This window comes from Aliiroseovarius salicola (assembly GCF_027891095.1).
GTDB classification, from domain to species: domain Bacteria; phylum Pseudomonadota; class Alphaproteobacteria; order Rhodobacterales; family Rhodobacteraceae; genus Aliiroseovarius; species Aliiroseovarius salicola.
On the sequence record NZ_JAQIIO010000004.1, the window covers coordinates 24,386 to 47,595 of the forward strand.

Genomic DNA, 23,210 nt, shown 5'->3' on the forward strand with positions numbered 1-23,210 from the left:
AGCCCCTAGGCGACCGGCAATCGTCTGGTGCCGACAAAAGAAAACGCACCCCCGAGGGAGTGCGCTTTTCTCAAGAAGTGTCCTGTGAAATCAGGCGGCTTCAGCAGCGATTGCATTGCGACGCTCGCTTTCCTCGCGAGACAGGGCGACCGAAGTACGGATGCCTTTGCCGACAAATTCCATCAGACCTTTGACGACACGTTCGTTCGGGTCGATGCCTGCACAGCTCAACACTTCGCGTCCATCACGCGAACGGGCCCAGCGGGCAATCTGATCCGGGCCATTCCCGTATTTCTTATCATCGGCGATGGCATCATCAAGGGCGGCCAGCACAACGGCCGCAAAGAGTTTGCGCGCACGATTGCCTTGCTCGTGATTGAATGCAGTACCGTCTACGGAATCCAACATGATCGTCCTATTTATTATTCTTGCTCTTGCGCTCCCAAGGCGTTCGGCCAATATGGCGTTTTCGCCGCGATTCGGTATCCCTTGAAATGCATGGCTGCTATGCTGTCAGAGCATAGCTTTAACCATTTCTTAACATCTTCAACTATAGCACATCTATGAGGCGCTGATTGCTGCTCCGCAGGATATCGTTGTCTTGCATGGACAAGACCGCCAAGATATAGGTGCTTCCCAACGGAAAACAACCTTTAAAGGTCAATTAACATGCCCAAGATCAACGGCAATGAAATCCGCCCCGGCAATGTTCTGGAGCATAATGACGGACTTTGGGCGGCTGTAAAAGTCGATCATGTAAAGCCTGGAAAAGGCGGTGCATTTGCACAGGTCGAGCTGAAGAACCTTCGCAATGGGTCAAAACTGAACGAACGGTTCCGCTCGGCAGACAAGGTGGAACGCGTGCGCCTTGAACAGAAAGACCAGCAATTCCTTTATGAAGATGATGGAATGCTGATTTTCATGGACACCGAAACCTATGAACAGAACCAGATCTCGTCCGATCTGCTGGGTGAACGCCGCCCGTTCCTGCAAGATGGCATGACCATCGTGGTCGAGTTTTATGACGCCGAGGCGCTGAATGCGACCTTGCCGCAGAAAGTGACCTGCAAAGTGGTCGAGACGGAGCCGGTTGTGAAAGGCCAGACCGCCGCCAACAGCTTCAAGCCCGCGATCTTGGACAATGGCGTCAAAGTCATGGTGCCCCCCTTCGTTGGTCAGGACGAGGCGATTGTGGTTAACACCGAGACCATGGAATATTCGGAACGCGCATAAGCCGGTCTGATAAACCGGTCTGATATGTGATGGCAGGGGCAGGGCGATGTGCTCTGCCCTTCCTCTTTTAAAGGTCCAGCATGACAACGATCCTTTTCAACAAACCCTACAATGTGCTGTCGCAATTCACCGATAAGGGAACCGAGGGTAGCACGCGCGAGACTCTTTCGAACTACATCGATATTCCCAAAGTCTACGCTGCAGGGCGGTTGGATCGTGACAGCGAGGGGTTGCTTGTCCTTACTGACAATGGGGGCTTGCAAGCCAAAATCGCCAATCCCCGTTTCAAACTGGAAAAGACCTATTGGGCTCAAGTCGAAGGGGTTCCAGACGTGGCCACTTTGGCTGCGCTGCGGAAAGGCGTCGATCTGAAAGATGGAAAAACCCGGCCAGCAAATGTTCGTTTGATCGAAGAACCCGAGGGTCTATGGCCGCGAAACCCACCTATTCGTGCACGTAAATCCGTGCCGGAGCGTTGGATTGAAATCACCATCCGCGAGGGCCGAAACCGACAAGTCCGGCGCATGACAGCAGCGGTTGGACACCCGACACTGCGCCTTATTCGTTATCGCGTGGGGGATTGGACACTTGAGGGCATCCCTTCAGGCCACTGGGCTTACGCACCCCAAACACCTCGTTTTGGTAGCAATCTCTGATCTTTTTTCTTGCCGGAAGTACCTCGGGGTGAGCCTCGAAGAGGCGAGGGGCAGCGCCCTTGAATCGCTCATTCTACCTTGCACAGAAGACGGTCCAGAAGGGGCAAATAGCCCGCGCCGAACAGCCGCACATGCACCAAAGCAGGCCAGACCTGATAAATCACACGCCGGGTTTCCCAACCCGGATCCAAGTGGCCATAGGCGTCACGAAATGCTGCGGGTGGCGTGCCAAACAGATACAGCATCGCCAGATCCACTTCGCCATCACCATAGTAGCAGGCGGGATCAATCAGATAAGCAGACTGTGCGGTGAACAACACATTGCCCGACCACAGGTCTCCATGGAGCAAAGCGGCCTTGGGTGTGGCGGGAATGAATTCTGAAAGTTGACCTGCCAGTTTCTCAACTCGGTTGGCAAATCCTGCAGGCAAACGGTCTATCAGCGGTCGCAGGCGGTGGTTGATCCAGAACTTGACCCAATTCTCGGATGGGGTGTTGGTGATTGGAACCGTGCCAAAAGCATAGTCGTCAGACCATCCATAGTTCTGCCCAGAAGTGTTGTGTAATGCGCGTAGGGAGGTGCCAAGACTGGCCCACCCTTTGTCACTTGCCGGGGCCTCGGGAAGATACTCCATCAGCAGGGTATTGCCATTGGCAGCGATCACTGCCGGAACCGGAGCGCCCACCTTTGAAAGAGCAGCAAGCATTTGCGCTTCCTGCCCCACCATCGGACCCTGCTTCGCGACAACTTCGCGCCTGTCGGAAAGCGTGACAAGGGCCACGTCGGACAGGTCCCCGCCATGAAGGGGCCGCACCGCCACCGGATGGGCCTGAAGGTATTGAATACAGAGGTCGGTCAGCCCGCCCATGTAATGCGGGCCTCGCCCGCCATCATATCAGCGCCAGCGCGGTCAAAGCGCAGATAGGCAAGCGCGTGCTCGCCAGACTGAGTGAAAAGCGTGCCCACGGTTTTGCCATCCCGTGTGATCTCGCTTCCGACAGGAGCTGATCCTGAGATATCGACCTGCACCAATCCTTTGCGCAGCTCGGTTTTGTGTTTCATTCGGGCCGTCACCTCCTGCCCAACGTAACAGCCTTTACGGAAATCAACGCCGTGCAATCTGTCAAAGCCGACTTCCAGGATATAGCTGTCAGGACCAAGCTCGATGCCGGTTTCCGGAATGACATGGCTGATACGGATGGCATCCCAGTCCACGTCTACAGACGCGCGACCATCGTAAGCGCGCCACCCCATATCGGGATGGCGGGGATCGGCAAATGCACCTGTCGGAGTGGTCCCCAAGCCGCGTGATGGGGTGATATCCGTGACCTCAATCTGCACATCCGCCCGAAGTCGATACATATTCAGGCGCTGTCCAAGCCCCTTGGCAAGTTGACTGTCCACATCCAGCAAGATGGCATCACCATCAGGCACCAGAAAAAAATCCGCCAGATACTTGCCTTGTGGCGACAGGAGGGCTGCGTAGACCAGCCCGTTTTTCAACCCGTTCACATCATTGGTCACGAGGTTCTGCAGAAACTCCAGACGATCATTTCCGGTAAGACGAAAGACAGTGCGGGGCATGTAAAATCCTCTATGAGCGGCCAAAGCCGAACAGGCGTTTCAAGCTGAAGGTACGGGGTTTTCTGGGGTTGGACAACGCGCGCACTTTTTCGGCGGCGGCCTCTTCTGCGGTGGGGCCGGTATCCTTGAATTGCAGCGCGTGTAACTGTGCATAAATGCCACCGCGCTCCAAAAGCTCGTCATGGGTACCTTGATCCACCACTTGCCCCTGATCCATCACCACAATCTTGTCTGCGGCCTGAATGGTCGACAGGCGGTGGGCGATGACCAGAGTGGTGCGGTTTTCAGACAGCTCATCCAAAGCTTCCTGCACCAGTTTTTCGGATTTGGCATCAAGTGCCGACGTGGCCTCATCCAGCAGCAGAACTGGGGCGTCGCGCAGAATGGCACGGGCGATGGCGATGCGCTGGCGCTGCCCACCAGACAGGTTTGATCCACGCGGACCAGCCTCGGTATCAAGCCCATTTTCCATACGGGGGAGGAAATCAGCAACATGGGCGGCATTCAGGGCATGATCCAGCTTGCTCTGGTCCACGTTCTCGCGCCCCATAAGGATGTTGTCGCGGAGCGTTTCGTCAAACAGCAGGGCTTCCTGACTGACCACAGAATAAAGCCCGCGCAGCTGGTCAAGAGGCAGAGCGGTGATCTCGGCATTGCCAATCGAGATTGCGCCGCTATCCGCATCAGCCAATCGGGTCAGCAGGTTGAAAACGGTGCTTTTTCCCGCGCCTGATGCCCCAACCAGGGCGGTGGTTTTCCCAGCTTTTGCTGTGAAACTGGTGCCCCTCAGAACCTGAGTGTCGCCATATGAAAACTGTACATTTTCAAGGATGATATCCGCTTTGCGCGCGGGGCCGGACAGGAGTTTAGGTTTCTCCGGTGACAGAATGGTCGGGTGGGTGTTGAACACATCCCGGATCCGTTCGAGGCTCGCAAGGGCGGCCTGCCATGCTCCGGACACTTTGCCCAGATTGCGCATCGGATCAAACACCAGTGCCATTGCGGTGAAAAACGACATGAACTCACCAACGGTCTTTTCACCCGCAACAATCTGCAGCCCGCCATAGAAAAGAACACCGAAAAAGCCGATTGCTGCGATAATATCGATCAAAGCAACGATACCCGCCTGATTTAACTGGCTTTTCAGATGGGTTTCCGCAAAGCGATCAATGTCCTGATCAACCCGTCCTCTTTCCCGGCGCTCTGTTCCCGTTAGCTTGATCTGGTTGATACCATGAAAGATTTCGTCCAGCCGAGTGGAGATTTGTGCTGCGGATTTGCGGCTGTCGGTGGTGGTCTTGCGAACCTTCTTCTGTAGGATGCCCACCGGGATTGTCAGGATCGGGGCCGCGGCCACGGCGATCAAAACCCAAAGCCAGTCGATCCAGAGCGCAACACCGAGAAGTGCAATCAAGGATACCGCATCGCGGGCCACCGCCGAAAGCACCACTTCCCAGATTGTTGCGATGGCCTGAGCATCGCCACGTACTCGTTCCATCAATGTGCCCGGGGAGTTGTCGCGGAAATAGTTGCTGTCGAGCGTCAGCATATGCGCGACCATATTCGACTGCAGCCCGGCAGCGACGCGCTGTCCGACATGCACCATAAGTGTCTTGTGACCAAAGGCTGCGATCGCGCGGGTGATGAAAATCCCGGCCACCAGGGCCGCCACCAGCAAGATCGCGCCACGGCTTCCACCTGAAAACGCGGTGTCAAACATCGGCTTGATCATGTAGCTCAATCCGCCGAGGGCCATGCCCTCGACCGCCATCAACAACACTGCGCAAGTTAACGGCACACGATAAGCGCGCAGGTAGCCACGCCAGATCCATCGGACCATCGGGTCATTTGTGGTGTCGTTCATGTCGCGCTCGGTTCCGGTGATGTTTTTCCCCGTTTGGCGAGGAAGGATGAGGTCAGCGCTACTGGGTCATAATGGTCCCTGATCCAGTCACGAATTGGGATCGGGTCGGCTTCGATATGCTCCGCATAGGCCTCGATCATATGGTCAAGGATGCCGGCTTTCGACCAATGCTGGTGAGAGTATTTGATCGATAGCTGTTTTGCGGCTTCTCCTATCGGGGCCCCCATATAGTCGATCAGGTAAAATGCTGCAGCCAGACCAGTGCGATCCGCACCGGATTTACAATGCAGAAGCATCGGCTTTTCAACCTGGTCCATCAGATCAAACAGCTCTAGATATGTCTCGGCCGGTAACAATTCTCGTGCCTGAAGCGGCAAATCGTAAAGCGCCATATCGTATTCCTCGCAGGCCTCTTTCTCAAAAAGGTAGTAGGAATAAATGTCCGGGCCGCGCAGATTGATGACCGATTTGATGCCAATCTCGGAAAGGCGGGGAAAATGCACCGGATCAGGCTGGTTGGACCGCCAAGCGTCCTCAGACAGCTGATAGCGATTGGGCAGGATCCGCCGTAAAAAAGCGTGGTCGACCAAATTGTTGTGCTTGCGCGCATCCCGACGCCCCTCAGGGGTCGAGATATCGGTTCCAAAGCCGCTTTTCCAAGCGCGTTCCTTGGCTTTGATTTTGGCATATAGGGTCGACAGCATAACGCGCTCCGCTGAGTTCATTCCGGTGTATCGTCAAAGCCGCAGGCAGACAAGCAATCGGAGCAGTTCTTCATGTCATAACAACCCATGGGGTGGCGTTTCGCAAATGAGAATGCTCAGAGGTTGCCCATATCTGGGCGCAGCAACCCCCTGTTTCAACAGATGAAAAGCGCAGGTTCAAATGCTCCCTGGCCCAAAACACGAGCGTTTAGATGCAGCGCAAGAGGGGGGGCCATTGATGATCGGAATTGGTATGCAAAGCGAAGCAGACCCGGATGGTGCCGGTTATCTCTGTATTGGACAGTAGCATTGGTTGCCATGGAAATCGGGCTGCCAGAGGCTAATCCGCCTGCGCCACTTTCAGTGCTTCAGGCAAGGCAGCAGCAAAAGCGTCCAGATCTTCAGGCCTGCCTGCTGACACACGGATGCAGCGGTCCTGTGGGGCAGCAAAGGGCATGCGTACGAATAGGTCACGTTCGACCAGCGCGCCCAGCAATCTTCGGGCGAAGTCTCCGTCTCGGCAACAGTCGATTGCTACGAAATTGGTTGCCGAAGGCAAGGTTGTCAGGCCGTTTTCTCGGGCGATCTCGTCGATGCGCGTTCGGGCGTGGGCGACATTCAGAATGGTGTCTCGTAGATAATCTTGATCTTCAAGGGCCGCCAATGCGCCTGACTGGCTGATCCGGCATATGCCGAAATGGTTGCGGATCTTGTTGAATGCCGTGATTAGCGGAGCGGCCGCAATCGCATAACCAATCCGTGCGCCTGCCAACCCGTAGGCTTTAGAAAAGGTGCGAAAACGGATGACGCGAGGGTCGTCAGGCAGGAGATCAGGTGCCGTTCCCTCTGGCGCAAATTCAACATAAGCCTCATCCAGAACCAACAAGCAGCCCGCCGGTACGGAATTGATCATTCGCTGCACCCGCGTCGCGTCGTGCCAAGTGCCCATCGGATTGTCTGGATTGGCGAGATAGATCAGTTTTGCCCCGACCTCTGTGGCCTTGGTAATCAACGCGTCCGGATCCTCGTGATCACCAGAATAGGGAACGGTGACAAGGTCCCCTCCAAATCCCGCCACATGATAATTGAAGGTCGGATAGGCACCTTGTGATGTGACGACCTTATCACCGGGACCGATGATCAGACGCACCAGATAGCCAAGCAGCCCATCAATCCCTTCTCCAAGCATGATATGTGCAGGATCAATGTTCAGGTGATTGGCGAGGGCATTGCGCAGATCGTAGCTTTCTGAATCGCCGTACATCCATGTCTCGGATGCTGCAATTTGCATCGCCGCTATGGCCTTGGGAGAGGGGCCAAAGACATTCTCATTTGCTCCAAGACGGGCCGCAAAAACGCGCCCCCGCAGACGTTCTTGTGTCTCTGGGCCTACAAATGGAACAGAAGAGGGAAGGCTTTCAGCGAGCGGGGTCAAGCGAGCATGGTTTCTGGTCATGACAGAATTAGATCAGGGAGGCGGAACGGGGGCAAGGTTGAAAAATGCCTTGAGCACCCATATTTGAGAATCGTTCTCAAATATGGATTTTGTCAGGAGGGATTGATGTCCCAGATGAACAGACGAGTGTTTCTATCCAGTGTTGCCGCAGCGGCGAGCCTACGTGTAATGCCACCTGCGGCCAAAGCGCTGTCAAAGACCCAACCAGGAAAGCGGATCCTTGAGTTGGTGTATGACAAATCCATGGGCATGATGCGCGCCGTGGACAGACTGGTTCCGTAAGCAAAAAGGCCGGACGTACTGTCCGGCCTTTTGGATTGTTCCAGAGGGCGCGTGCCTTAGATCTCTTTCAATCGGGCAAGCGCAGTTTTCAGCTTTTCTTCTTCCTCTTCGCGGGCGGCCAGATTGGCGCGGGTTTCTGCGACAACTTCCGCCGGAGCACTTTCTGCGAATTTCGGGTTCTTCAGGCGTCCACGCAGGCCACCCAACTCTTTGGCCAGCTTGCCCAGCGACTTTTCAAGCCGCGCGATTTCCTCGTTCACATCAATGATATCCGCGAGCGGCAGGGCGAAGGTGCCACCGTCTACGGCCACCGTGATGCAGCCCTTGGGCAGTTCGGTCATCTCGGTGATTGAGTCCACGCGTGCCATGCGCTGAACCAGCCCGATGTTATCTGCCAAGGCTTTCTGACCCGCTTCATCCAGCTCTTGCTGAATGACCGGGATTTTCAGCCCTGCGGGAACGTGCATCTGGGCGCGCGCCGAACGAATATTTTCGATCAACGAAATCACCCAGTTCATTTCACGTGCGGCAGCTTCATCCACCAGTTCCGCGCCATATTCCGGCCAATCGGCGTGGATCAGCATCGTGTTGCGATCTGAAATCTGCTCCCACAGTTCTTCGGTGATGAAAGGCATGATCGGGTGCATCAGGATCAGGCATTGGTCAATCACCCAGGCCATGGTGGCGCGGGTTTCTGCGACCACTGCGGCGTCGTCCGAGTTCAACAGAGGTTTCGAGAATTCCACATACCAATCGCAGACCTTGCCCCAGACATAGGCGTACAGGCCTTGAGCTGCGTCATTGAAACGATAGGTGGCCAGCGCTTCGTCTACATCCGCGCGGATCTTAGCTGTTTCAGAGATGATCCATCGGTTCACCGTTTGGGTGGCTGACGCCGGATCGAAATCCGCGCTTGGTTTGCATTCGTTCATCTCTGCAAAGCGAGCGGCGTTCCAGATCTTTGTGCCAAAATTGCGATAGCCCGCCACGCGGTCCTTCGACATTTTCAACACGCCCCCGATTGAGGCCATCGCTGTGTTGGTAAAGCGCAGCGCGTCGGCGCCGTACTCGTCGATGATCTCCAGCGGGTCAATCACATTGCCCGTGGTCTTGGACATTTTCTTGCCCTTCTCATCGCGAACAAGACCATGCAGGTAAACAGTGTGGAACGGGTTCTTGCCGCACACGGCCTGGCTCATCATCATCATCCGGGCGACCCAGAAAAACAGGATATCCTGCCCGGTGATCAACACGTCGCCGGGGAAATAGGCGTTCAGTTCATCCGTGTCCTGCGGCCAGCCCAGCGTGCCAAATGGCCAAAGACCCGATGAGAACCAAGTGTCGAGCACGTCTGCATCACGCCAAACAGGGTAAACCAGCTTGGTCGGATCCTGTTCCATTTCATATTGGGCAAGCGCTTCGGCAAAGACATGGATCGCGGCGGCGCGGTCCTCGACCTCAACCACGCGGGCGTAATTGAGCGGGGTGGGCAGGGCGGCAAGGCCGTCAGTAAACTTGCCAGCAACCTCTTCGAAATGCGCGGCGCAGGCGGATTTTTCATGACCGGGCAGGAAATCCTGCTCGAGCATCAGGCGACCCATTTCGACGATGTCGATGGCGCCATCATTCTCGTCGTCCACGTACCCTTCGGCCGAGAGGTCAAAACCATACCAAACCGGCACCTGATGACCCCACCAAAGCTGGCGCGAGATGCACCAGGGTTCGATGTTTTCCAGCCAGTGGTAGAAGGTCTTTTCGCCGCTTTCCGGAAGGATTTTCACCTCACCTGAGCGCACGGCGTCCAGTGCAGGACCGGCGATCTTTTCGGCATCGACAAACCATTGGTCGGTGAGCATCGGCTCGATGACCACTTTCGAGCGGTCCCCAAAGGGCTGCATGATCGGTTTGTTTTCAACGTAGGGCACTTTTTCGGTGACCAGCTGGCCTTCCTCTTCACGAGTTTCCTCGATCATCACGGCCAGCCCCTCGGCACTGATCTGGTCAATCACCAGCTTGCGCGCTTCAAAACGATCAAGGCCACGGATCTCATCCGGCACAAGGTTCATTGCGGCGATCTTTGCCTCGTCAAAACCTTCTTCGCCATTTGCGATGCGCTGGGCGATCTCGGCCTCTTCCGCATAGGGGCGCCCATCGGCGCGCATGTGACCGCGGGTGTCCATCAGGGCGTACATTGGAATGCCGCCGCGTTTGGCAACTTGATAGTCGTTGAAGTCGTGTGCACCGGTGATCTTCACCGCACCCGAGCCGAATTCCTTGTCCGGATATTCGTCGGTGATGATCGGGATGAGACGGCGATGTTCTTTTGGTCCAACCGGGATTTCACAGAGTTTTCCGACAATTGGTGCGTAACGTTCATCTGACGGATGCACAGCAACCGCACCATCGCCCAGCATGGTTTCCGGGCGCGTCGTGGCGATCGAGATATAGTCGCGCTCTTCTTCAAGCACGACATTTCCATCCTCATCCTTCTCGACATAGGTGTAGGTCGCGCCACCGGCGAGCGGGTATTTGAAGTGCCACATGTGACCGGCTACTTCGATGTTTTCCACTTCAAGGTCGGAAATGGCGGTTTCGAAATGCGGGTCCCAGTTGACCAGACGCTTGCCGCGATAGATCAACCCTTTGTCATACATGTCGACAAAGACCTTCAGCACCGCGTCGTGGAAGTTGGCCGAGTTTTCATGCCCCACGCGCGGATCGCCCGGTGCGCCGGCCATGGTGAAGGCGTTGCGCGACCAGTCGCAGCTTGATCCAAGACGCTTCAACTGGTCGATAATGGTCGAGCTATACTGGCCCTTCCATTCCCAGACCTTCTCCAGAAATGCCTCGCGTCCAAGGTCACGACGTCCCGGCAGGCCCTTTTCGGCGAGCATCTTCTCGACTTGCAACTGGGTCGCAATCCCGGCGTGGTCCTGCCCTGCTTGCCAAAGCGTGTTATAGCCGCGCATCCGGTGCCAGCGGGTCAGAATGTCTTGCAACGTGTTGTTGAACGCATGGCCAAGGTGCAGCGCCCCAGTCACATTGGGCGGTGGGATCATGATGGTAAAGCTGTCTGCGCCCGGCTTGGCATTTGCGCCAGCCTTGAAGGCGCCTGCCTCTTCCCAGTTTTGATAGATACGCGCCTCAGAAGCGGCTGCGTCAAAGGTCTTGTCCATGGCCATGGTTTTGTCCCGTCAATTCACGTGTTGATTGGGGTTTAGCCGTTGCAAGGCAAAAGGGAAAGAGGGAGAGCGGGCGCTGACTTCTTCTTCTCCGAAATTCCCACTTGGAGCGGCGTCGATGATGCCGTCTGCGTCTGGATCGTGGAAGGGGCGTCAGATGAGACGAACTTACGTGCCATCCCGCCACAATCGGCTTGATCCGGTGGTAACGGTTGATCAGTGAGGCGTGTATGTCGCCTCCAGTGTCTCGGATGTATCTCGGGTGCTGCAAACACGCGCTCAGAACCCATTAAACCCGAAGATTACCCCAATCTGTCGATCCGTGTGGAAAGATGGATTAGGCTTTCCGATCCCTTAACACCATCAATTTCGCCAATCATATCCAAAGCTTCGTCCAGCTGTGCCGTCGATGACGCCGCAAGCTGCAGCAGCATGTCGAACCTGCCAGAGGCCGTGTGGGCGCTTTCCACCTGCGGCAAGGTCTTTAGGCGAGCAACCACCGCAGGGGTCGAACGAGGTTCGATTGAAATGAGAACCGTCGCGCGGATTGTGTCGCCCCGCGCAGCATCTCCAAGTTTGAGGGCATACCCGGCAATGATTCCCCGCTCTTCGAGCCTTTCGATCCGGGCCTGAACCGTCGAGCGCGCCAGACCAAGTCGCCGCGCCAGTGTGGCCACGGGCAACCGTGCATTCTGCTCAAGTTGCGCGATAAGTTCGCGATCAGTTTCGTCCATCTGTTACCCTCATCCGTCAGTTTGAATGAAAATTTTCGTCATTTCGCTTGGGGGCACACTAGCAATTGACGTAGCGTACTTAAACAGTAAATAGACCGCCACGCGCATCCGCGCGCGAATCGCGTGCGTCTGGGGACCCTTCATGAGCAATCAACCTTTCATCTGGACCAATGTCCTGTCTCATTTGAAATCCGATCACCCGCTGGGGACGGTGATGTATTTCTCGCCTGCCGTGTTGCAGGCGACAGCACATCGCTTCATTGATGGGTTCGATGGGTTGGTCACCTATGCGGTCAAAGCCAACCCTGCGCCTGTTGTTCTTGAGAATTTGATTGCGGCCGGAATTTCGGCGTTTGATGTTGCCAGCCCCGCCGAGATGCGTGCCCTGCGCGCAGTCGCGCCTCAAGCGGTGTTGCACTACAACAATCCAGTGCGCAGCCCGGATGAAATTGCCGTTGCCGTCGAGCTGGGGGTGTCGTCCTATTCGGTTGATTCTATGCGCGAGCTTGAAAAGCTGATCAAACTGGTACCCGCTCGCGGAACGGAGATTGCAGTGCGTCTTTGCCTGCCGGTGGACGGGGCCGTTTATGACTTCGGTGAGAAGTTTGGTGCCGGACCTGAGCGCGCCACGGCTCTTTTGAAAGAGGTTGCTGCCGCCGGTTTTGAGCCCGCAATCACCTTCCATCCAGGCACGCAATGCGCGGACCCTTCCGCCTGGGTGCAGTACATCGGAACATGTGCAGACATCGCCGGGGCCGCTGGTGTGCGGATTGCTCGGTTGAATGTAGGGGGTGGGTTTGCCTCCAATCGTGGTGAGGCCCCCGACCTGGAAGCCATTTTCAACGCAATCAGAACCACGGTTGAGGCGCGTTTCGGAGTGGATCGCCCGGCGCTGGTTTGTGAGCCGGGGCGGGCAATGGTGGCCGAAGCCTTCACACTGGCCACGCGGGTCAAGGCGATCCGCGAGAATGGCGATGTGTTTTTGAACGATGGAATCTATGGGGCCTTCTCGGAAGCGCTTTGGGTTGGGTGTGTCGATCGGTTGCATGTCTACACCGAGGATTCGGTTAAAATCGTGGGCGACCGCGAACCACGCGTGATCTATGGTCCGACCTGCGATTCCATGGATCGCTTGCCAGACCCTATGCCGCTGCCTGTTGACATTGAAGAAGGGCATTATGTTCTGTTTGAAGGGATGGGGGCCTATTCCACCGCAACGGCCACCACGTTTAATGGATATGGGCAATCCGAGTTCGTAACGGTGCAGGATCTGGCGCTCTAGGAAGCGATGCAAAAACCGTCCATGCGCTGTGCTCAGGCCATTTTCATGATGATGCAGGTGGTTGAACCGGTCGCATAAAGCCGCCCGTCTTCCACGCCGCGCAACTCTCCCATCGCAACACCGGTTGAGCGCCCTGAATGCTGGATGGTGCCTATCGCTTCCACTTGGGTGCCCGGGCGAATGGGGCGCACGATATTCACCTTGTATTCAAGTGTTGTATAGACAGAGCCTTGCGGCACCTTGGTCATCACCGCACAGGCCATGCAGCTGTCCAGAAGGGTTCCATACCAGCCTCCATGTACTGTCCCCATAGGGTTGCAATGGTCGAACTCCGGTGTTCCTTGAAAGATCACCCGCCCGTCTTCTACTGAGTGCAGGTGATAGTTCAGTCCAACGGATATGGGGGGGCGAGGCAGGATGCCCTCCAGCGTGAGCTGCATGAATTCAAGCCCTGAGATGCGGGCCAGATCCTCGCCAGTCAGCAGTTCTTCCATTGAAGTTGCGGTCTTCATGCTATGCTCCTGATCCTTCGCCTGACCTTATTACCAGTTCAGATAGATGGGGTGGGGCGATGCAGGCAAGAGTGACGCAACGGCGCATTATGATCATCCACTAGCGAGAAAATGTGATCGGGAACAATTGGCCGGGAACAATGATGTCAAAAACAAAGGGCGCGGCTGTGTCGCATAATGCACCGCGCCCCTTGCCGGGAAAAACATTGGGACATTCCCGTTGAAATTCAGAGGTCAGGCCACATTCTGAAGCTGTACCTTTGGCGTTACCCCAAGTGCGTGGCAGACATCCCGCGTGAGGGCTGGCTTGTTCAGGGTGTAAAAATGAAAATCCTTCACCCCTTCATCCATCAGATCTGAACAAAGCTCGGTGCACAGCGCCGTCGCGAGCAGTTCTTCACGCCCGTCTCGCTTGGCTTTCTCAAAGGTGTCATCCAACCAAGAGGGTACGGAGGTGCCGCAGCGGGTCGCAAATTTCCTGACCCCGTTCCAGTTTTCAATGGGCAGGATGCCCGGGATGATCGGCACATTAATACCGGCTTTCACACAGGCATCGCGGAAACGCAGGAAGGTTTCAGCTTCAAAAAAGAACTGAGTGATCGCCGAACCTGCGCCTGCATCCACCTTTTTCTTCAGCCAGTCGACACAGGCCTGAAAATCATCAGCCTCAGGATGGGGCTCAGGATAGGCGCCAACACGGATATGAAAATCACCGGTATCGGCCAAGGCTTCAACGAGTTCAATTGAGCTCGCAAACCCTTCCTTATGGGCGGTGAAACCATTTGAACCTTTCGGAGGGTCACCGCGAAGGGCGACAATATCAGTGACACCGATCTTTGCGTAGTCACGTGCAATCTGAAGGGTTTCCTCCCGGCTTGCCTCAACGCAGGTCAGATGCGCAGCGACATCCAGTCCGTACTGCTCGTGAATAACTTTGACCGCATCATGGGTCAGATCACGCGTGGTGCCGCCAGCTCCGTAGGTGACAGAGACAAAATTCGGGTCCATCGGAGCCAGATCCCGCACGGTGTCCCAAAGGCGCCAGCTCGCTTCAAGCGACTGTGGCGGGAAAAACTCGAAAGAGATATTCGGCTTGGTCATTTTGGCCTCACGATAGCGGGTGTGTTCTGTGCCCCCTTGTGCTGCAAATTGAATTGTGAGACAAACTCATAATTCTCACGAAGAATATGAAAGTCACACATGTATCTCGAATTTCGCCATTTGCGCACCATCCGCGCGATCCATCAAGCGGGCAATCTGGCCCGAGCGGCGGACATGCTCCATATTACACAATCGGCATTGAGCCATCAAATCAAAGCTCTTGAAGAGCAGGTTGGAATGGAGCTGTTTCATCGGCGTACAAAACCGATGAAATTGTCACCGGCGGGGATAAAGCTACTGCGCTTGTCGGAACGTGTGTTGCCTGAAATTGCGGCCATCGAAGAAGAGTTTCGTGCGCTGCATGAAGGTCGTTCCGGGCGGCTGCATATCGCAATCGAATGCCATGCATGTTTCGATTGGCTCTTCCCGGTTCTGGACAAGCTGCGCCATGCCTGGCCAGAGGTGGATCTGGATATCCGCCAGCGGCTGGCCTTTGATGCGCTCGAAGCCCTGCGGCGCGAGGAGGTTGATTTCGTGATCACGTCCGATCCGGTAGATCTTCCCGGTATCGCGTTTTCACCGTTGTTTGACTATGAGCCTCGCTTCGTCGCGGCATCAACGCACCCACTCGCGGATCGGGACTTCATAGAAGCAGAGGATTTCGAGGAAGAGATGGTTCTGACTTATCCGGTTGAGCGGTCAAAAATTGATCTGTTCAGCGCGCTTCTGACCCCCGCCCGGGTAGAGCCACGAGCGGTGCGGCAGGTGGAAATGACTGAAGTGATCTTGATGCTGGTGGCCGCGGGGCGCGGGGTGGCGGTGATGCCTGACTGGGTGCTCAGATCTGTCAAATCCAATCCGGATTATGTGACCAAGCATCTGACCGAGGAGGGGCTGTCCAAGCGGATGTATGCCGCAACGCGTGAAGAGGATACGATGGTTCCATTCATGGCCCATATGATCCGCCTGTGTCGTTCAGAGCCGGTAAAACTGCAGCGTTAGGGCCAGCAAATCGGAAAACACATAGCTCCTATGCGTTTTTCCCGGGTGAAACTGCATAAGAAAACTTGGCAAGTGGCCCGTCAGGGCTTATACGCGCGTTCTGATACAAAGGAGCCCTTCCCATGCAGTTCAGCGCCAACCTCAACGTGATGATCAAAGCCGCCCGTAAGGCTGGTCGCAGCCTGGTGAAGGATTTCCGCGAAGTCGAGAACCTTCAGGTCTCGATGAAAGGGGCCGGGGATTTTGTCAGCCGCGCCGACATTGCTGCCGAAAAGATCATCCGCGAAGAATTGCTGGAAGCACGTCCGAACTATGGTTGGCTCGCCGAAGAGGGCGGAGAAATCGAAGGCAAGGATCCGACCCGTCGCTGGATCGTTGATCCGCTGGATGGCACCACTAACTTTCTGCATGGTCTTCCGCACTGGGCGATCTCGATCGCATTGGAACATAAGGGTGAGATCGTCGCCGGCGTGATTTTTGATGCTGCCAAGGACGAGATGTTCATGGCTGAAAAAGGTGCCGGCGCATGGCTGAACCAGAGCCGTCTGCGGGCCTCGGGCCGGACGCGCATGATTGAATCGATTTTCGCCACAGGCTTGCCTTTTGGCGGTCGTTCGGATTTGCCCGAAACGCTTCAGGATCTGGCCCGCCTTCTGCCCGCAACTGCGGGTGTACGCCGCTTTGGGGCAGCATCGCTTGACCTCGCCTATGTGGCAGCTGGCCGCTATGATGGATTTTGGGAGCGGCGCCTACATGCTTGGGATGTTGCTGCAGGTCTGGTCATTGCCAAGGAAGCCGGTGCGCTGCTCGAACCGATTGATAAGAATGGTGACATTCTGTCCGATGGTGAATTGATTGTGGCCAACGAAGCTTTGTTCGAAAAATTCGCCACTGTGATCAGAGATTGATCAGGTTTTACGAGGGCAGGACAAGCTTCTGCCTTCGTAAAGTTACCCAGAGCGGGTCACAGTTTGGCCCGAATCTCTCGGTTAACTTGGCATTATGAAACAGTTTGCTTATACCACCGCTCACCCCCATCGGTTTCTTCATGATGAAGACGGGGCCGTCACCGTTGACTGGGTTGTCCTGACGGCTGCCATCGTCATGCTTGGGATGGCTGCTGGTTTTACAGTGACGTCCAATATTCCAGGAATTGCTGACAAAATCAGCTCGGTTGTTGCTGGGCAAGATGTCGGCGGCTGATCGGTCACCAAACTCGTCGAGGGAGTGAGGCAAGGCATCCGAAAGGATGGCTTGTTAGTTTTTGACTAATTCACAGCAGACATTTCAGATCAGCGATTGTGCTTGTTCCGCCTAGTGGGCGGAATGCGTGTTTTTTGAAAACGATAACGTGCTGCTGGGTGATTGGGATGCCCGTCATTGGCCTTCCAGTAATCGGCTCCGCCCAAACGTTGCCAGAGCGGCAGCATGGCGACAAATCCCACCACAAATCCTCCGATATGGGCCCAATAGGCAACCCCGCCTTGCGCGCCACCAGCAGTAAACCCTCCGAACAACTGGAGGCCAAACCAGATCAAAAGCATCAACCAGGCTGGGAAGGGGATGACCTTGAAAAAAATCACAATAATAAAAAGCACATCCACCTGGGCACGGGGAAACAGCAACAGATATCCTCCCATGATCCCGGCAATTGCCCCCGACGCGCCGACAATAGGAACAGAGCTGGACGGATCGGCAACTACCTGCACCATCGAAGCGCCTATCCCGGCGGCGAGATAAAACAATGCGAAACGCAGGTGGCCCAGCAGGTCTTCGAGATTGTCCCCGAAAATCCACAAAAACAGCATGTTACCGGCAAAGTGCAAAAAACCACCATGCACAAAGATCGAAGTGATCAACGTCTCAACGCCATTTCCTTGCAGAACATGCTGAGGCACCGCGCCATAGGTGTAATAGATCTGCGCAAGCGCCGCCTCGTCGCTGCGCAAGGGCCACATGATCAGGAACACCGTCAGATTGAGCCCTAGTAGTGCAAAGGTGATATAGGGAACGCGAAGCGACGGGTTGTGGTCTCGTATCGGTATCATGGCCCGATACAGGGAGGTTTGAGGCGCGAGGTCAATCCCCCGACATAGGATTCTTCGAATGAAGCTGAGGGGGAGTATCGTTAGATGCTGACGGGAGAGTGATTTTGGTTGTTGCATCTGATGTGGTATCCTAACGTCATGATCCTTCGTAACCTCATGTTTTCAAGTCTTTTTTTGGCTGCCGCATCGGCACAGGCAGAGACCTGCCCTGATGCACGAGACATCTCATCAGAGATGGATGCGCTTCTGCATGGTGTGCAAACCGCTCGCAGCGAAGGTGAGGCGCGTCCTTTTGTGAACCAGATGTGGCAATTGTGGAGAGATGCTCCCGACCAATGGGCCCAGGAGCTGCTGCAGGAAGGATCAGATCGGATACGCGTTGCGGACTATCGTGGAGCAGAGGCCGCGCTTTCGGCCCTAATTTCTTACTGCCCAACATATGCGGAAGGCTATAATCAGCGCGCATTTTCGCGGTTTCTCGCAGGAGATCTGGAGCATGCGTTGCGAGATCTCGATAAAGCCCTCACTTTGCGCCCACGCCATGTGGCGGCCTTGGCAGGGCGCGTTCTGACGCTTCACGCCATGGGGAAAACAGAAGAGGCACAGTCGACATTACGCGATGCCCTTGCCCTCAATCCCTGGTTGCCCGAACGCCACCTGCTTAAAACTTCGCCGGGTCAGGATATTTGATCCCGAATTGCAGCCACTCACCTCTTGCTCTCGCTCCGCAACTCGCTATTGTCGCGCCACTCTGGCCCATCGCCGCATCAGGCCCGCGTGGTGGAATGGTAGACACAGGAGACTTAAAATCTCTAGGCCGTATAGGCCGTGCCGGTTCGAGTCCGGCCGCGGGTACCAGAGCGCAACATGAGATCCCCGGACTTTTCCAGACCGTTGCAATTAACCTGAAAAAGACCCAACCTTGCGCCACATCAATGAATTTTCACCTCGCCCGTGGGCAGATTTCTACATGGACCATCCAACCGATATGTCATCCGCCCAGCCGCAAAGCGGGAAGGAGCCCAACGTGGCAACAACTGAACGCGTCTTTCGAACCGAGAAGGTGACAAAAGTCTATCACACGGGATCCGTAGATGTGCATGCTCTGCGGGGTGTGACGGCGGATCTATATGCTGGCGAGTTTACGGTGTTGCTGGGCGCTTCTGGCTCTGGCAAGTCCACGCTTCTGAATATTCTGGGCGGGTTGGATCACGCCAGTTCCGGGCGGGTCTGGTTTCGGGATCTCGAACTGACCGGATTGGGAGAACGAGGTCTGACCCGATACAGACGTGATCACGTCGGCTTTGTCTTTCAGTTCTATAATATCGTTCCATCTCTAACCGCCCGAGAGAACGTCGCTCTGGTGACCGAGATCGCCGAAGACCCGATGACGCCGGAAGAAGCGCTTGAGCGCGCAGGTTTGTCGCATCGAATGGATCACTTTCCTGCCGAGCTTTCCGGGGGGGAACAGCAAAGGGTAGCGATTGCCCGCGCAATAGCAAAACGGCCTGAAGTTCTCTTGTGTGATGAACCCACCGGTGCGCTGGACAGCATGACCGGGGTGCAGGTGCTTGAGGCGCTAGAGGGGGTCAATCGTGAGCTGGGGACGTCAACGATTGTAATCACCCACAATGCGGGCATTCAGGCGATGGCGCATCGCGTAATCCGCTTTGCAGATGGCAACATCAGCGAAGTAACCCAAAACGAGACGCGGGTGTCACCGTCGGAGATTGTATGGTGACATGATGCAGACACTCGACCGGAAACTCCTGCGTGATCTGACCCGGCTTTGGTCTCAAAGCCTTGCAATTGCGTCGGTTCTTGCGGTTGGGGTCGCCATTATGGTGATGATGGCCGGGGCGGAAAGATCCCTGCGTGAAACGCGCGACACGTTCTATGAGCGCAATCAGTTTGGGGAGGTCTTTGCATCGGTCACGCGTGCGCCAATCGGGCTTCTTGATCGAATCGAAGCAATCCCCGGCGTCGCAGTGGTAGAAACCCGTATTCGAAATCCCGTAATCCTCGATATCGAAAATATGTTGGCACCTGGCACTGGGATGCTGCTGTCGTTGCCACATAGCTTTGCACAGGGAACATTTCCGCGTCTCAATCGACCGAGCCTGGATATCGGGCGATGGCCTGAGGCAGGCAGAGATCATGAAGTTGTGGTCAATGATAGCTTTGCCAAGGCGCATGAGTTTGCTCTCGGAGATGGGTTTTACGCAATTATCAATGGTCAGCGGCGTCACCTGACGATTGTTGGCACCGCGCTGAGCCCTGAATTCATCTACACGATCGGTCCCGGGTCCATCATGCCGGATGATAAACGGTTTGGTGTGATCTGGATGGACGGAACTGCGCTCACAGCGGCGTTCAACCAGACCGGCGCCTTCAACGACCTGAGCCTCCGGGTGGAGCCAGGAACCAATTTGAATGAGGTGCTGCGGCAGTTGGACTTGATCCTGGCTCCTTATGGTGGCACCGGAGCCTATTTGCGCAAGGACCAGATCTCGCACAGTTTTCTGGACGCGGAGCTGACGCAACTGGCGACCATGGTGAAAATTGTCCCTCCCATCTTTCTGGTGGTCTCCGCCTTTCTCGTGAACATGGTGCTGGGACGGCTTGTGTCGCTAGAGCGCGAGCAGATCGGCTTGTTGAAAGCGCTGGGCTATCGTCAGTCCGAGATTGCATGGCATTATATCAAACTGGCCCTTTGCATCGGTGCATTTGGCGTAGCACTTGGATGGGGGTTCGGCCTTTGGGGTGGACGCGGCATAGCCGAACTCTACGCCAAGTTCTTCCATTTTCCCTATCTGGTGTTTGTACCTTACCCGTCTGTCTATGCGGTGTCGGCTCTTGCTGGTGTGGCTGCGGCTGGGCTGGGTGCGGTGTTTGCCGTACACAAGATTGTGGCCCTCAGCCCGGCAGTGGCCATGTCTCCTCCAGCACCACACAGGTTCCGGGCAGGGGTCGCGGATCGGTTGATCCATGCGGTTCACATGCGCCAGACCAGCATGATGATTTGGAGATCCCTGACCCGCTGGCCCCTGCGCGCCGGTCTGACCATGTTGGGCATCGCCACTTCCGCAGCCGTCATGGTGGCCGCGCTTTTCATGTTCGATTCGATGGATGCGCTCATGGACAAAGCTTTTGTACAGCTCAACCGGCAGGATATGATCCTGAACTTTGTGCAAGACAGGCCCAGATCGGTGATCGACGATGTCGATCACTTGCCCGGAGTGATGGTCAGCGAAGGGGTCTGGTCGATGCCCGTTCGTTTGAGCCATGATCAGCACGAACGGCGCACCGTTCTCGAAGCCCGTGATGCCGGTTCTGAACTCACTCATCTCCTCAACGAAAACGATCAGCCCGTGGAACCGGACAGCGGCATCGTGCTTACGCAGCGCCTGGCCAAACAATTGGGGCTGAAGTTGGGGCAATCGGTATCAATCCGCTTTCCATCAATTGGTGATCGCGAGCACAAACTCGCGGTGGTGGGGTATGCAGCACAGAGTTTCGGTATGGGAGCCTATGTGACCCCCGAAACCATGACGCGGCTGACCGGTCGGGCGGCACGGGTCACACAGAGCAATGTGATGGTCGATCCGGATGAAATAGATGCGTTATTCGCTGTGGCAAAGACGACGCCTGCGCTGTCAGGGGTGGTCGAGATGCGGGCCGTTCGTCAAAGTTTCACCGACACAATTGCGCAGAATGCCGGCATGATGACGACAATCAATGCACTGATGGCCGCGCTGATCGCGGTTGGGGTTGTCTATAATGCCGCGCGCATTCAATTGTCGGAACGTGCGCGAGAGCTGGCCAGCTTGCGAATCCTCGGTTTTACCAATGCCGAAGTCAGCTACATCCTTTTGGGAGAGCTTGCATTTCTCACCTTGCTGGCGATTCCTCTGGGTCTTGTCCTGGGGTATTTGCTTGCGGCGGGGATGGTGGCCGGGTTTGAAAGTGATCTCTATGCCATTCCCCTCGAAGTCTCTCGCGTCACCTATTTTCGCGCCGCTTGGGTGGTTGCACTTGCCTCGGCCCTTTCGGCTGCGGTGGTCTGGCGTCGTATCGACCAGATGGATCTGGTCTCTGTCATGAAAACAAGGGAGTGACCCTTATGGCCTCAAATAATAATGGAAAATTTCGCAAGTGGGGCCTGTCGATACTGGCGCTGGGCGGGATCATTGCATTGATCTGGGTGGCACAGCGCCCTGAACCGGTGCCGGTGGATCTTGCCGAAATCTCTCGCGGACCACTTGAGGTGACGATCAATGCCGAGGGGCAGACTCGCATCCGCGATATCTTTGATTTGTCCGCGCCCGTGATGGGGCAGCTGGAGCGCAGCCCGGTGGCTGTTGGTGATACAGTTGTGGCGGGACAGACTGTTGTCGCCAGAATTGCGCCGGGTGCTCCTGGGTTTCTGGATGATCGCGCGCGTGCGCAGGCAGAAGCGGCTGTGGCACAAGCACAGGCGGCACTGTCACTCGCTCAATCTCAAATCGCCATGGCCGAGGCGGATTTGGGTCACGCACAGGTTCAATATAGCCGTCTGATCGATCTGCATGCCCGTGGAACCGTGCCGCAGGCGCAATTGGACGAGGCCGAGCTGGGCGTGGACCTTGCGGCGGCCAAGCTGGATGCCGCCCATGCGACGTTTGAAATGCGCCAAGGCGAGTTGGCCGCGCAGCAAGCTTCCCTGATTGAACCGGGACAGCATGCGTCGAGCGGGGGTGAAAACCCAGCTTGCTGTGTTGAACTTCGCGCTCCCGTGTCAGGAACGGTTCTTAGTGTTGCTCATGAAAGCGCACGCATGGTTCAGGCCGGTGCGCCAATTCTATCGATCGGGGAAACCCATGATCTGGAGATCGTGGCTGACCTTTTGTCGTCGGATGCAGTGCGCCTGTCTCCTGGTGCGTCTGCCTATGTTGAAGGGTGGGGCGGTCAGGGGGCTTTGCATGCCCGTTTGCGGGTTGTTGAACCCGCTGGTTTCACCAAACTTTCGGCACTCGGGATAGAAGAGCAACGGGTCAAGGTGTTGTTGGATTTTGACAGTCCAAATGAGGCGCGTGCCGCGTTGGGTCATGGCTTTCGAACCTATTTGAGGATCGTGGAGTGGCAAGCGGATGACGTTTTGCAGGTGCCGGTGTCGGCATTGTTTCGGCGTGAGGGAAATTGGGTGGTGTATGTTGTCAGCGGAGGAATTGCGTCCCTGCGTAGCGTAGATATTGATCATCGAAACGGGAATTTTGCCGAGGTCACAGCCGGGTTGGAAGCCGGTGAAATGGTCATCACTCACCCTGGTGACCGGGTCGTGGAAGGGGGCAATGTTGTGCCTCGCGAGGTTTTCTGAACTTCAGTTATGGTCCAAAGAAGATCTTCAGCGCCGAATATCGTTTGACAGATTGCCACGGAATCAGGCAGATTCTGCCCATCCGCAGCGATGGCGTCGCTGCACCGGGCCTGCCGCCCAGCCGTGATTGGAAACACGTTTCGTGGAATTCTTATTCACCGCTCGGTCGCGGTCCCCGGTCCGGAGATCAACTGTCCTGAACGCCGGGGCATT

General features: G+C 56.0%; 22 protein-coding genes and 1 tRNA gene. 12 read left to right on the forward strand and 11 right to left on the reverse strand.

What is annotated here, in order from left to right:
* Window positions 1-90 precede the first annotated feature (90 nt).
* Window positions 91-408 carry a DUF6280 family protein gene (locus O2N63_RS08595; RefSeq protein ID WP_271053859.1) on the reverse strand — a complete coding sequence of 106 codons (318 nt, stop codon included), beginning with the start codon at window positions 406-408 and terminating at the stop codon, window positions 91-93.
* Between the two features lie 261 nt (window positions 409-669).
* Between O2N63_RS08595 and efp the strand changes: the two genes are divergently transcribed.
* Together efp and O2N63_RS08605 are read left to right on the forward strand one after the other, a co-directional pair.
* Complete coding sequence (gene efp, locus O2N63_RS08600) at window positions 670-1,233, forward strand: elongation factor P (RefSeq protein ID WP_271053860.1); 564 nt, start codon at window positions 670-672, stop codon at window positions 1,231-1,233.
* Window positions 1,234-1,313: 80 nt separating this feature from the next.
* The gene (locus O2N63_RS08605) at window positions 1,314-1,889 is read left to right on the forward strand and encodes a pseudouridine synthase (protein ID WP_271053861.1); all 576 of its coding nucleotides are present in this window, start codon (window positions 1,314-1,316) and stop codon (window positions 1,887-1,889) included.
* Window positions 1,890-1,957: 68 nt separating this feature from the next.
* Here O2N63_RS08605 and O2N63_RS08610 read toward each other — a convergent pair whose 3' ends face one another.
* The 5 genes from O2N63_RS08610 to O2N63_RS08630 all read right to left on the reverse strand — a co-directional run bounded on the left by O2N63_RS08610 (window position 1,958) and on the right by O2N63_RS08630 (window position 7,498).
* Window positions 1,958-2,758, reverse strand: a complete 801-nt coding sequence (locus O2N63_RS08610) for a fructosamine kinase family protein (RefSeq protein WP_271053862.1) — start codon at window positions 2,756-2,758, stop codon at window positions 1,958-1,960.
* A complete protein-coding gene (ygfZ, locus tag O2N63_RS08615; protein ID WP_271053863.1) occupies window positions 2,746-3,474 on the reverse strand; it encodes a CAF17-like 4Fe-4S cluster assembly/insertion protein YgfZ in 729 nt (242 codons plus the stop codon). Before ygfZ ends, O2N63_RS08610 begins: the two co-directional genes overlap by 13 nt.
* A 10-nt stretch (window positions 3,475-3,484) precedes the next feature.
* On the reverse strand, window positions 3,485-5,338 hold the full coding sequence (locus O2N63_RS08620) for an ABC transporter ATP-binding protein (protein ID WP_271053864.1): 1,854 nt from the start codon (window positions 5,336-5,338) through the stop codon (window positions 3,485-3,487).
* Entirely contained in the window at window positions 5,335-6,042 is a 708-nt protein-coding gene (locus O2N63_RS08625) for a tyrosine-protein phosphatase (protein WP_271053865.1), read from the reverse strand. Before O2N63_RS08625 ends, O2N63_RS08620 begins: the two co-directional genes overlap by 4 nt.
* A gap of 340 nt (window positions 6,043-6,382) precedes the next feature.
* The gene (locus O2N63_RS08630; protein WP_271053866.1) at window positions 6,383-7,498 is read right to left on the reverse strand and encodes a pyridoxal phosphate-dependent aminotransferase; all 1,116 of its coding nucleotides are present in this window, start codon (window positions 7,496-7,498) and stop codon (window positions 6,383-6,385) included.
* Between the two features lie 105 nt (window positions 7,499-7,603).
* Between O2N63_RS08630 and O2N63_RS08635 the strand changes: the two genes are divergently transcribed.
* Complete coding sequence (locus O2N63_RS08635; RefSeq protein WP_271053867.1) at window positions 7,604-7,780, forward strand: Tat pathway signal protein; 177 nt, start codon at window positions 7,604-7,606, stop codon at window positions 7,778-7,780.
* A gap of 56 nt (window positions 7,781-7,836) precedes the next feature.
* On the opposite strand, the gene O2N63_RS08640 is transcribed toward O2N63_RS08635, so the two are convergent.
* Both O2N63_RS08640 and O2N63_RS08645 read right to left on the reverse strand, forming a co-directional pair.
* Entirely contained in the window at window positions 7,837-10,962 is a 3,126-nt protein-coding gene (locus O2N63_RS08640; RefSeq protein ID WP_271053868.1) for a valine--tRNA ligase, read from the reverse strand.
* 302 nt (window positions 10,963-11,264) lie between these two features.
* Window positions 11,265-11,696 (reverse strand): Lrp/AsnC family transcriptional regulator, encoded by a 432-nt coding sequence (locus O2N63_RS08645; RefSeq protein WP_271053869.1) that lies wholly within the window; start codon window positions 11,694-11,696, stop codon window positions 11,265-11,267.
* 142 nt (window positions 11,697-11,838) lie between these two features.
* Here O2N63_RS08645 and O2N63_RS08650 point away from each other — a divergent pair, with 142 nt between their 5' ends.
* On the forward strand, window positions 11,839-12,978 hold the full coding sequence (locus O2N63_RS08650; RefSeq protein WP_271053870.1) for a type III PLP-dependent enzyme: 1,140 nt from the start codon (window positions 11,839-11,841) through the stop codon (window positions 12,976-12,978).
* A gap of 32 nt (window positions 12,979-13,010) precedes the next feature.
* Here O2N63_RS08650 and O2N63_RS08655 read toward each other — a convergent pair whose 3' ends face one another.
* Both O2N63_RS08655 and metF read right to left on the reverse strand, forming a co-directional pair.
* Window positions 13,011-13,490 (reverse strand): PaaI family thioesterase, encoded by a 480-nt coding sequence (locus O2N63_RS08655; RefSeq protein ID WP_271053871.1) that lies wholly within the window; start codon window positions 13,488-13,490, stop codon window positions 13,011-13,013.
* A 234-nt stretch (window positions 13,491-13,724) separates the two neighbouring features.
* Entirely contained in the window at window positions 13,725-14,591 is an 867-nt protein-coding gene (gene metF / locus O2N63_RS08660; RefSeq protein ID WP_271053872.1) for a methylenetetrahydrofolate reductase [NAD(P)H], read from the reverse strand.
* A 99-nt stretch (window positions 14,592-14,690) separates the two neighbouring features.
* On the opposite strand from metF, the gene O2N63_RS08665 reads away from it, so the two are divergent.
* From O2N63_RS08665 to O2N63_RS08675, 3 genes are all read left to right on the forward strand, one after another.
* A complete protein-coding gene (locus O2N63_RS08665) occupies window positions 14,691-15,593 on the forward strand; it encodes a LysR family transcriptional regulator (protein WP_271053873.1) in 903 nt (300 codons plus the stop codon).
* Between the two features lie 122 nt (window positions 15,594-15,715).
* The gene (locus O2N63_RS08670) at window positions 15,716-16,501 is read left to right on the forward strand and encodes an inositol monophosphatase family protein (protein WP_271053874.1); all 786 of its coding nucleotides are present in this window, start codon (window positions 15,716-15,718) and stop codon (window positions 16,499-16,501) included.
* Window positions 16,502-16,595: 94 nt separating this feature from the next.
* Window positions 16,596-16,796 (forward strand): Flp family type IVb pilin, encoded by a 201-nt coding sequence (locus tag O2N63_RS08675; protein WP_271053875.1) that lies wholly within the window; start codon window positions 16,596-16,598, stop codon window positions 16,794-16,796.
* An 89-nt stretch (window positions 16,797-16,885) separates the two neighbouring features.
* On the opposite strand, the gene O2N63_RS08680 is transcribed toward O2N63_RS08675, so the two are convergent.
* The gene (locus O2N63_RS08680) at window positions 16,886-17,641 is read right to left on the reverse strand and encodes a rhomboid family intramembrane serine protease (protein ID WP_271053876.1); all 756 of its coding nucleotides are present in this window, start codon (window positions 17,639-17,641) and stop codon (window positions 16,886-16,888) included.
* Window positions 17,642-17,779: 138 nt separating this feature from the next.
* On the opposite strand from O2N63_RS08680, the gene O2N63_RS08685 reads away from it, so the two are divergent.
* From O2N63_RS08685 to O2N63_RS08705, 5 genes are all read left to right on the forward strand, one after another.
* The gene (locus O2N63_RS08685) at window positions 17,780-18,331 is read left to right on the forward strand and encodes a tetratricopeptide repeat protein (RefSeq protein ID WP_271053877.1); all 552 of its coding nucleotides are present in this window, start codon (window positions 17,780-17,782) and stop codon (window positions 18,329-18,331) included.
* A gap of 81 nt (window positions 18,332-18,412) precedes the next feature.
* Window positions 18,413-18,499: transfer RNA gene (locus tag O2N63_RS08690), tRNA-Leu, on the forward strand.
* A gap of 130 nt (window positions 18,500-18,629) precedes the next feature.
* Window positions 18,630-19,382, forward strand: coding sequence for an ABC transporter ATP-binding protein (locus tag O2N63_RS08695; RefSeq protein ID WP_271054206.1), 753 nt, complete (start codon window positions 18,630-18,632; stop codon window positions 19,380-19,382).
* 1 nt (window position 19,383) lies between these two features.
* Window positions 19,384-21,759: an ABC transporter permease gene (locus O2N63_RS08700; protein WP_271053878.1), complete on the forward strand. Its 2,376-nt coding sequence runs from the start codon at window positions 19,384-19,386 to the stop codon at window positions 21,757-21,759.
* Between the two features lie 5 nt (window positions 21,760-21,764).
* A complete protein-coding gene (locus tag O2N63_RS08705; protein WP_271053879.1) occupies window positions 21,765-22,997 on the forward strand; it encodes an efflux RND transporter periplasmic adaptor subunit in 1,233 nt (410 codons plus the stop codon).
* The last annotated feature ends 213 nt before the right edge of the window (window positions 22,998-23,210 follow it).

Bases quoted from the DNA above. Each gene is read 5' to 3' on its own strand.
- O2N63_RS08595 (WP_271053859.1), bottom strand. From the start codon at position 408: ATGTTGGATTCCGTAGACGGTACTGCATTCAATCACGAGCAAGGCAAT.
- efp (WP_271053860.1), top strand. From the start codon at position 670: ATGCCCAAGATCAACGGCAATGAAATCCGCCCCGGCAATGTTCTGGAG.
- O2N63_RS08605 (WP_271053861.1), top strand. From the start codon at position 1,314: ATGACAACGATCCTTTTCAACAAACCCTACAATGTGCTGTCGCAATTC.
- O2N63_RS08610 (WP_271053862.1), bottom strand. From the start codon at position 2,758: ATGGGCGGGCTGACCGACCTCTGTATTCAATACCTTCAGGCCCATCCG.
- ygfZ (WP_271053863.1), bottom strand. From the start codon at position 3,474: ATGCCCCGCACTGTCTTTCGTCTTACCGGAAATGATCGTCTGGAGTTT.
- O2N63_RS08620 (WP_271053864.1), bottom strand. From the start codon at position 5,338: ATGAACGACACCACAAATGACCCGATGGTCCGATGGATCTGGCGTGGC.
- O2N63_RS08625 (WP_271053865.1), bottom strand. From the start codon at position 6,042: ATGCTGTCGACCCTATATGCCAAAATCAAAGCCAAGGAACGCGCTTGG.
- O2N63_RS08630 (WP_271053866.1), bottom strand. From the start codon at position 7,498: ATGACCAGAAACCATGCTCGCTTGACCCCGCTCGCTGAAAGCCTTCCC.
- O2N63_RS08635 (WP_271053867.1), top strand. From the start codon at position 7,604: ATGTCCCAGATGAACAGACGAGTGTTTCTATCCAGTGTTGCCGCAGCG.
- O2N63_RS08640 (WP_271053868.1), bottom strand. From the start codon at position 10,962: ATGGCCATGGACAAGACCTTTGACGCAGCCGCTTCTGAGGCGCGTATC.
- O2N63_RS08645 (WP_271053869.1), bottom strand. From the start codon at position 11,696: ATGGACGAAACTGATCGCGAACTTATCGCGCAACTTGAGCAGAATGCA.
- O2N63_RS08650 (WP_271053870.1), top strand. From the start codon at position 11,839: ATGAGCAATCAACCTTTCATCTGGACCAATGTCCTGTCTCATTTGAAA.
- O2N63_RS08655 (WP_271053871.1), bottom strand. From the start codon at position 13,490: ATGAAGACCGCAACTTCAATGGAAGAACTGCTGACTGGCGAGGATCTG.
- metF (WP_271053872.1), bottom strand. From the start codon at position 14,591: ATGACCAAGCCGAATATCTCTTTCGAGTTTTTCCCGCCACAGTCGCTT.
- O2N63_RS08665 (WP_271053873.1), top strand. From the start codon at position 14,691: ATGTATCTCGAATTTCGCCATTTGCGCACCATCCGCGCGATCCATCAA.
- O2N63_RS08670 (WP_271053874.1), top strand. From the start codon at position 15,716: ATGCAGTTCAGCGCCAACCTCAACGTGATGATCAAAGCCGCCCGTAAG.
- O2N63_RS08675 (WP_271053875.1), top strand. From the start codon at position 16,596: ATGAAACAGTTTGCTTATACCACCGCTCACCCCCATCGGTTTCTTCAT.
- O2N63_RS08680 (WP_271053876.1), bottom strand. From the start codon at position 17,641: ATGATACCGATACGAGACCACAACCCGTCGCTTCGCGTTCCCTATATC.
- O2N63_RS08685 (WP_271053877.1), top strand. From the start codon at position 17,780: ATGATCCTTCGTAACCTCATGTTTTCAAGTCTTTTTTTGGCTGCCGCA.
- O2N63_RS08695 (WP_271054206.1), top strand. From the start codon at position 18,630: ATGTCATCCGCCCAGCCGCAAAGCGGGAAGGAGCCCAACGTGGCAACA.
- O2N63_RS08700 (WP_271053878.1), top strand. From the start codon at position 19,384: ATGATGCAGACACTCGACCGGAAACTCCTGCGTGATCTGACCCGGCTT.
- O2N63_RS08705 (WP_271053879.1), top strand. From the start codon at position 21,765: ATGGCCTCAAATAATAATGGAAAATTTCGCAAGTGGGGCCTGTCGATA.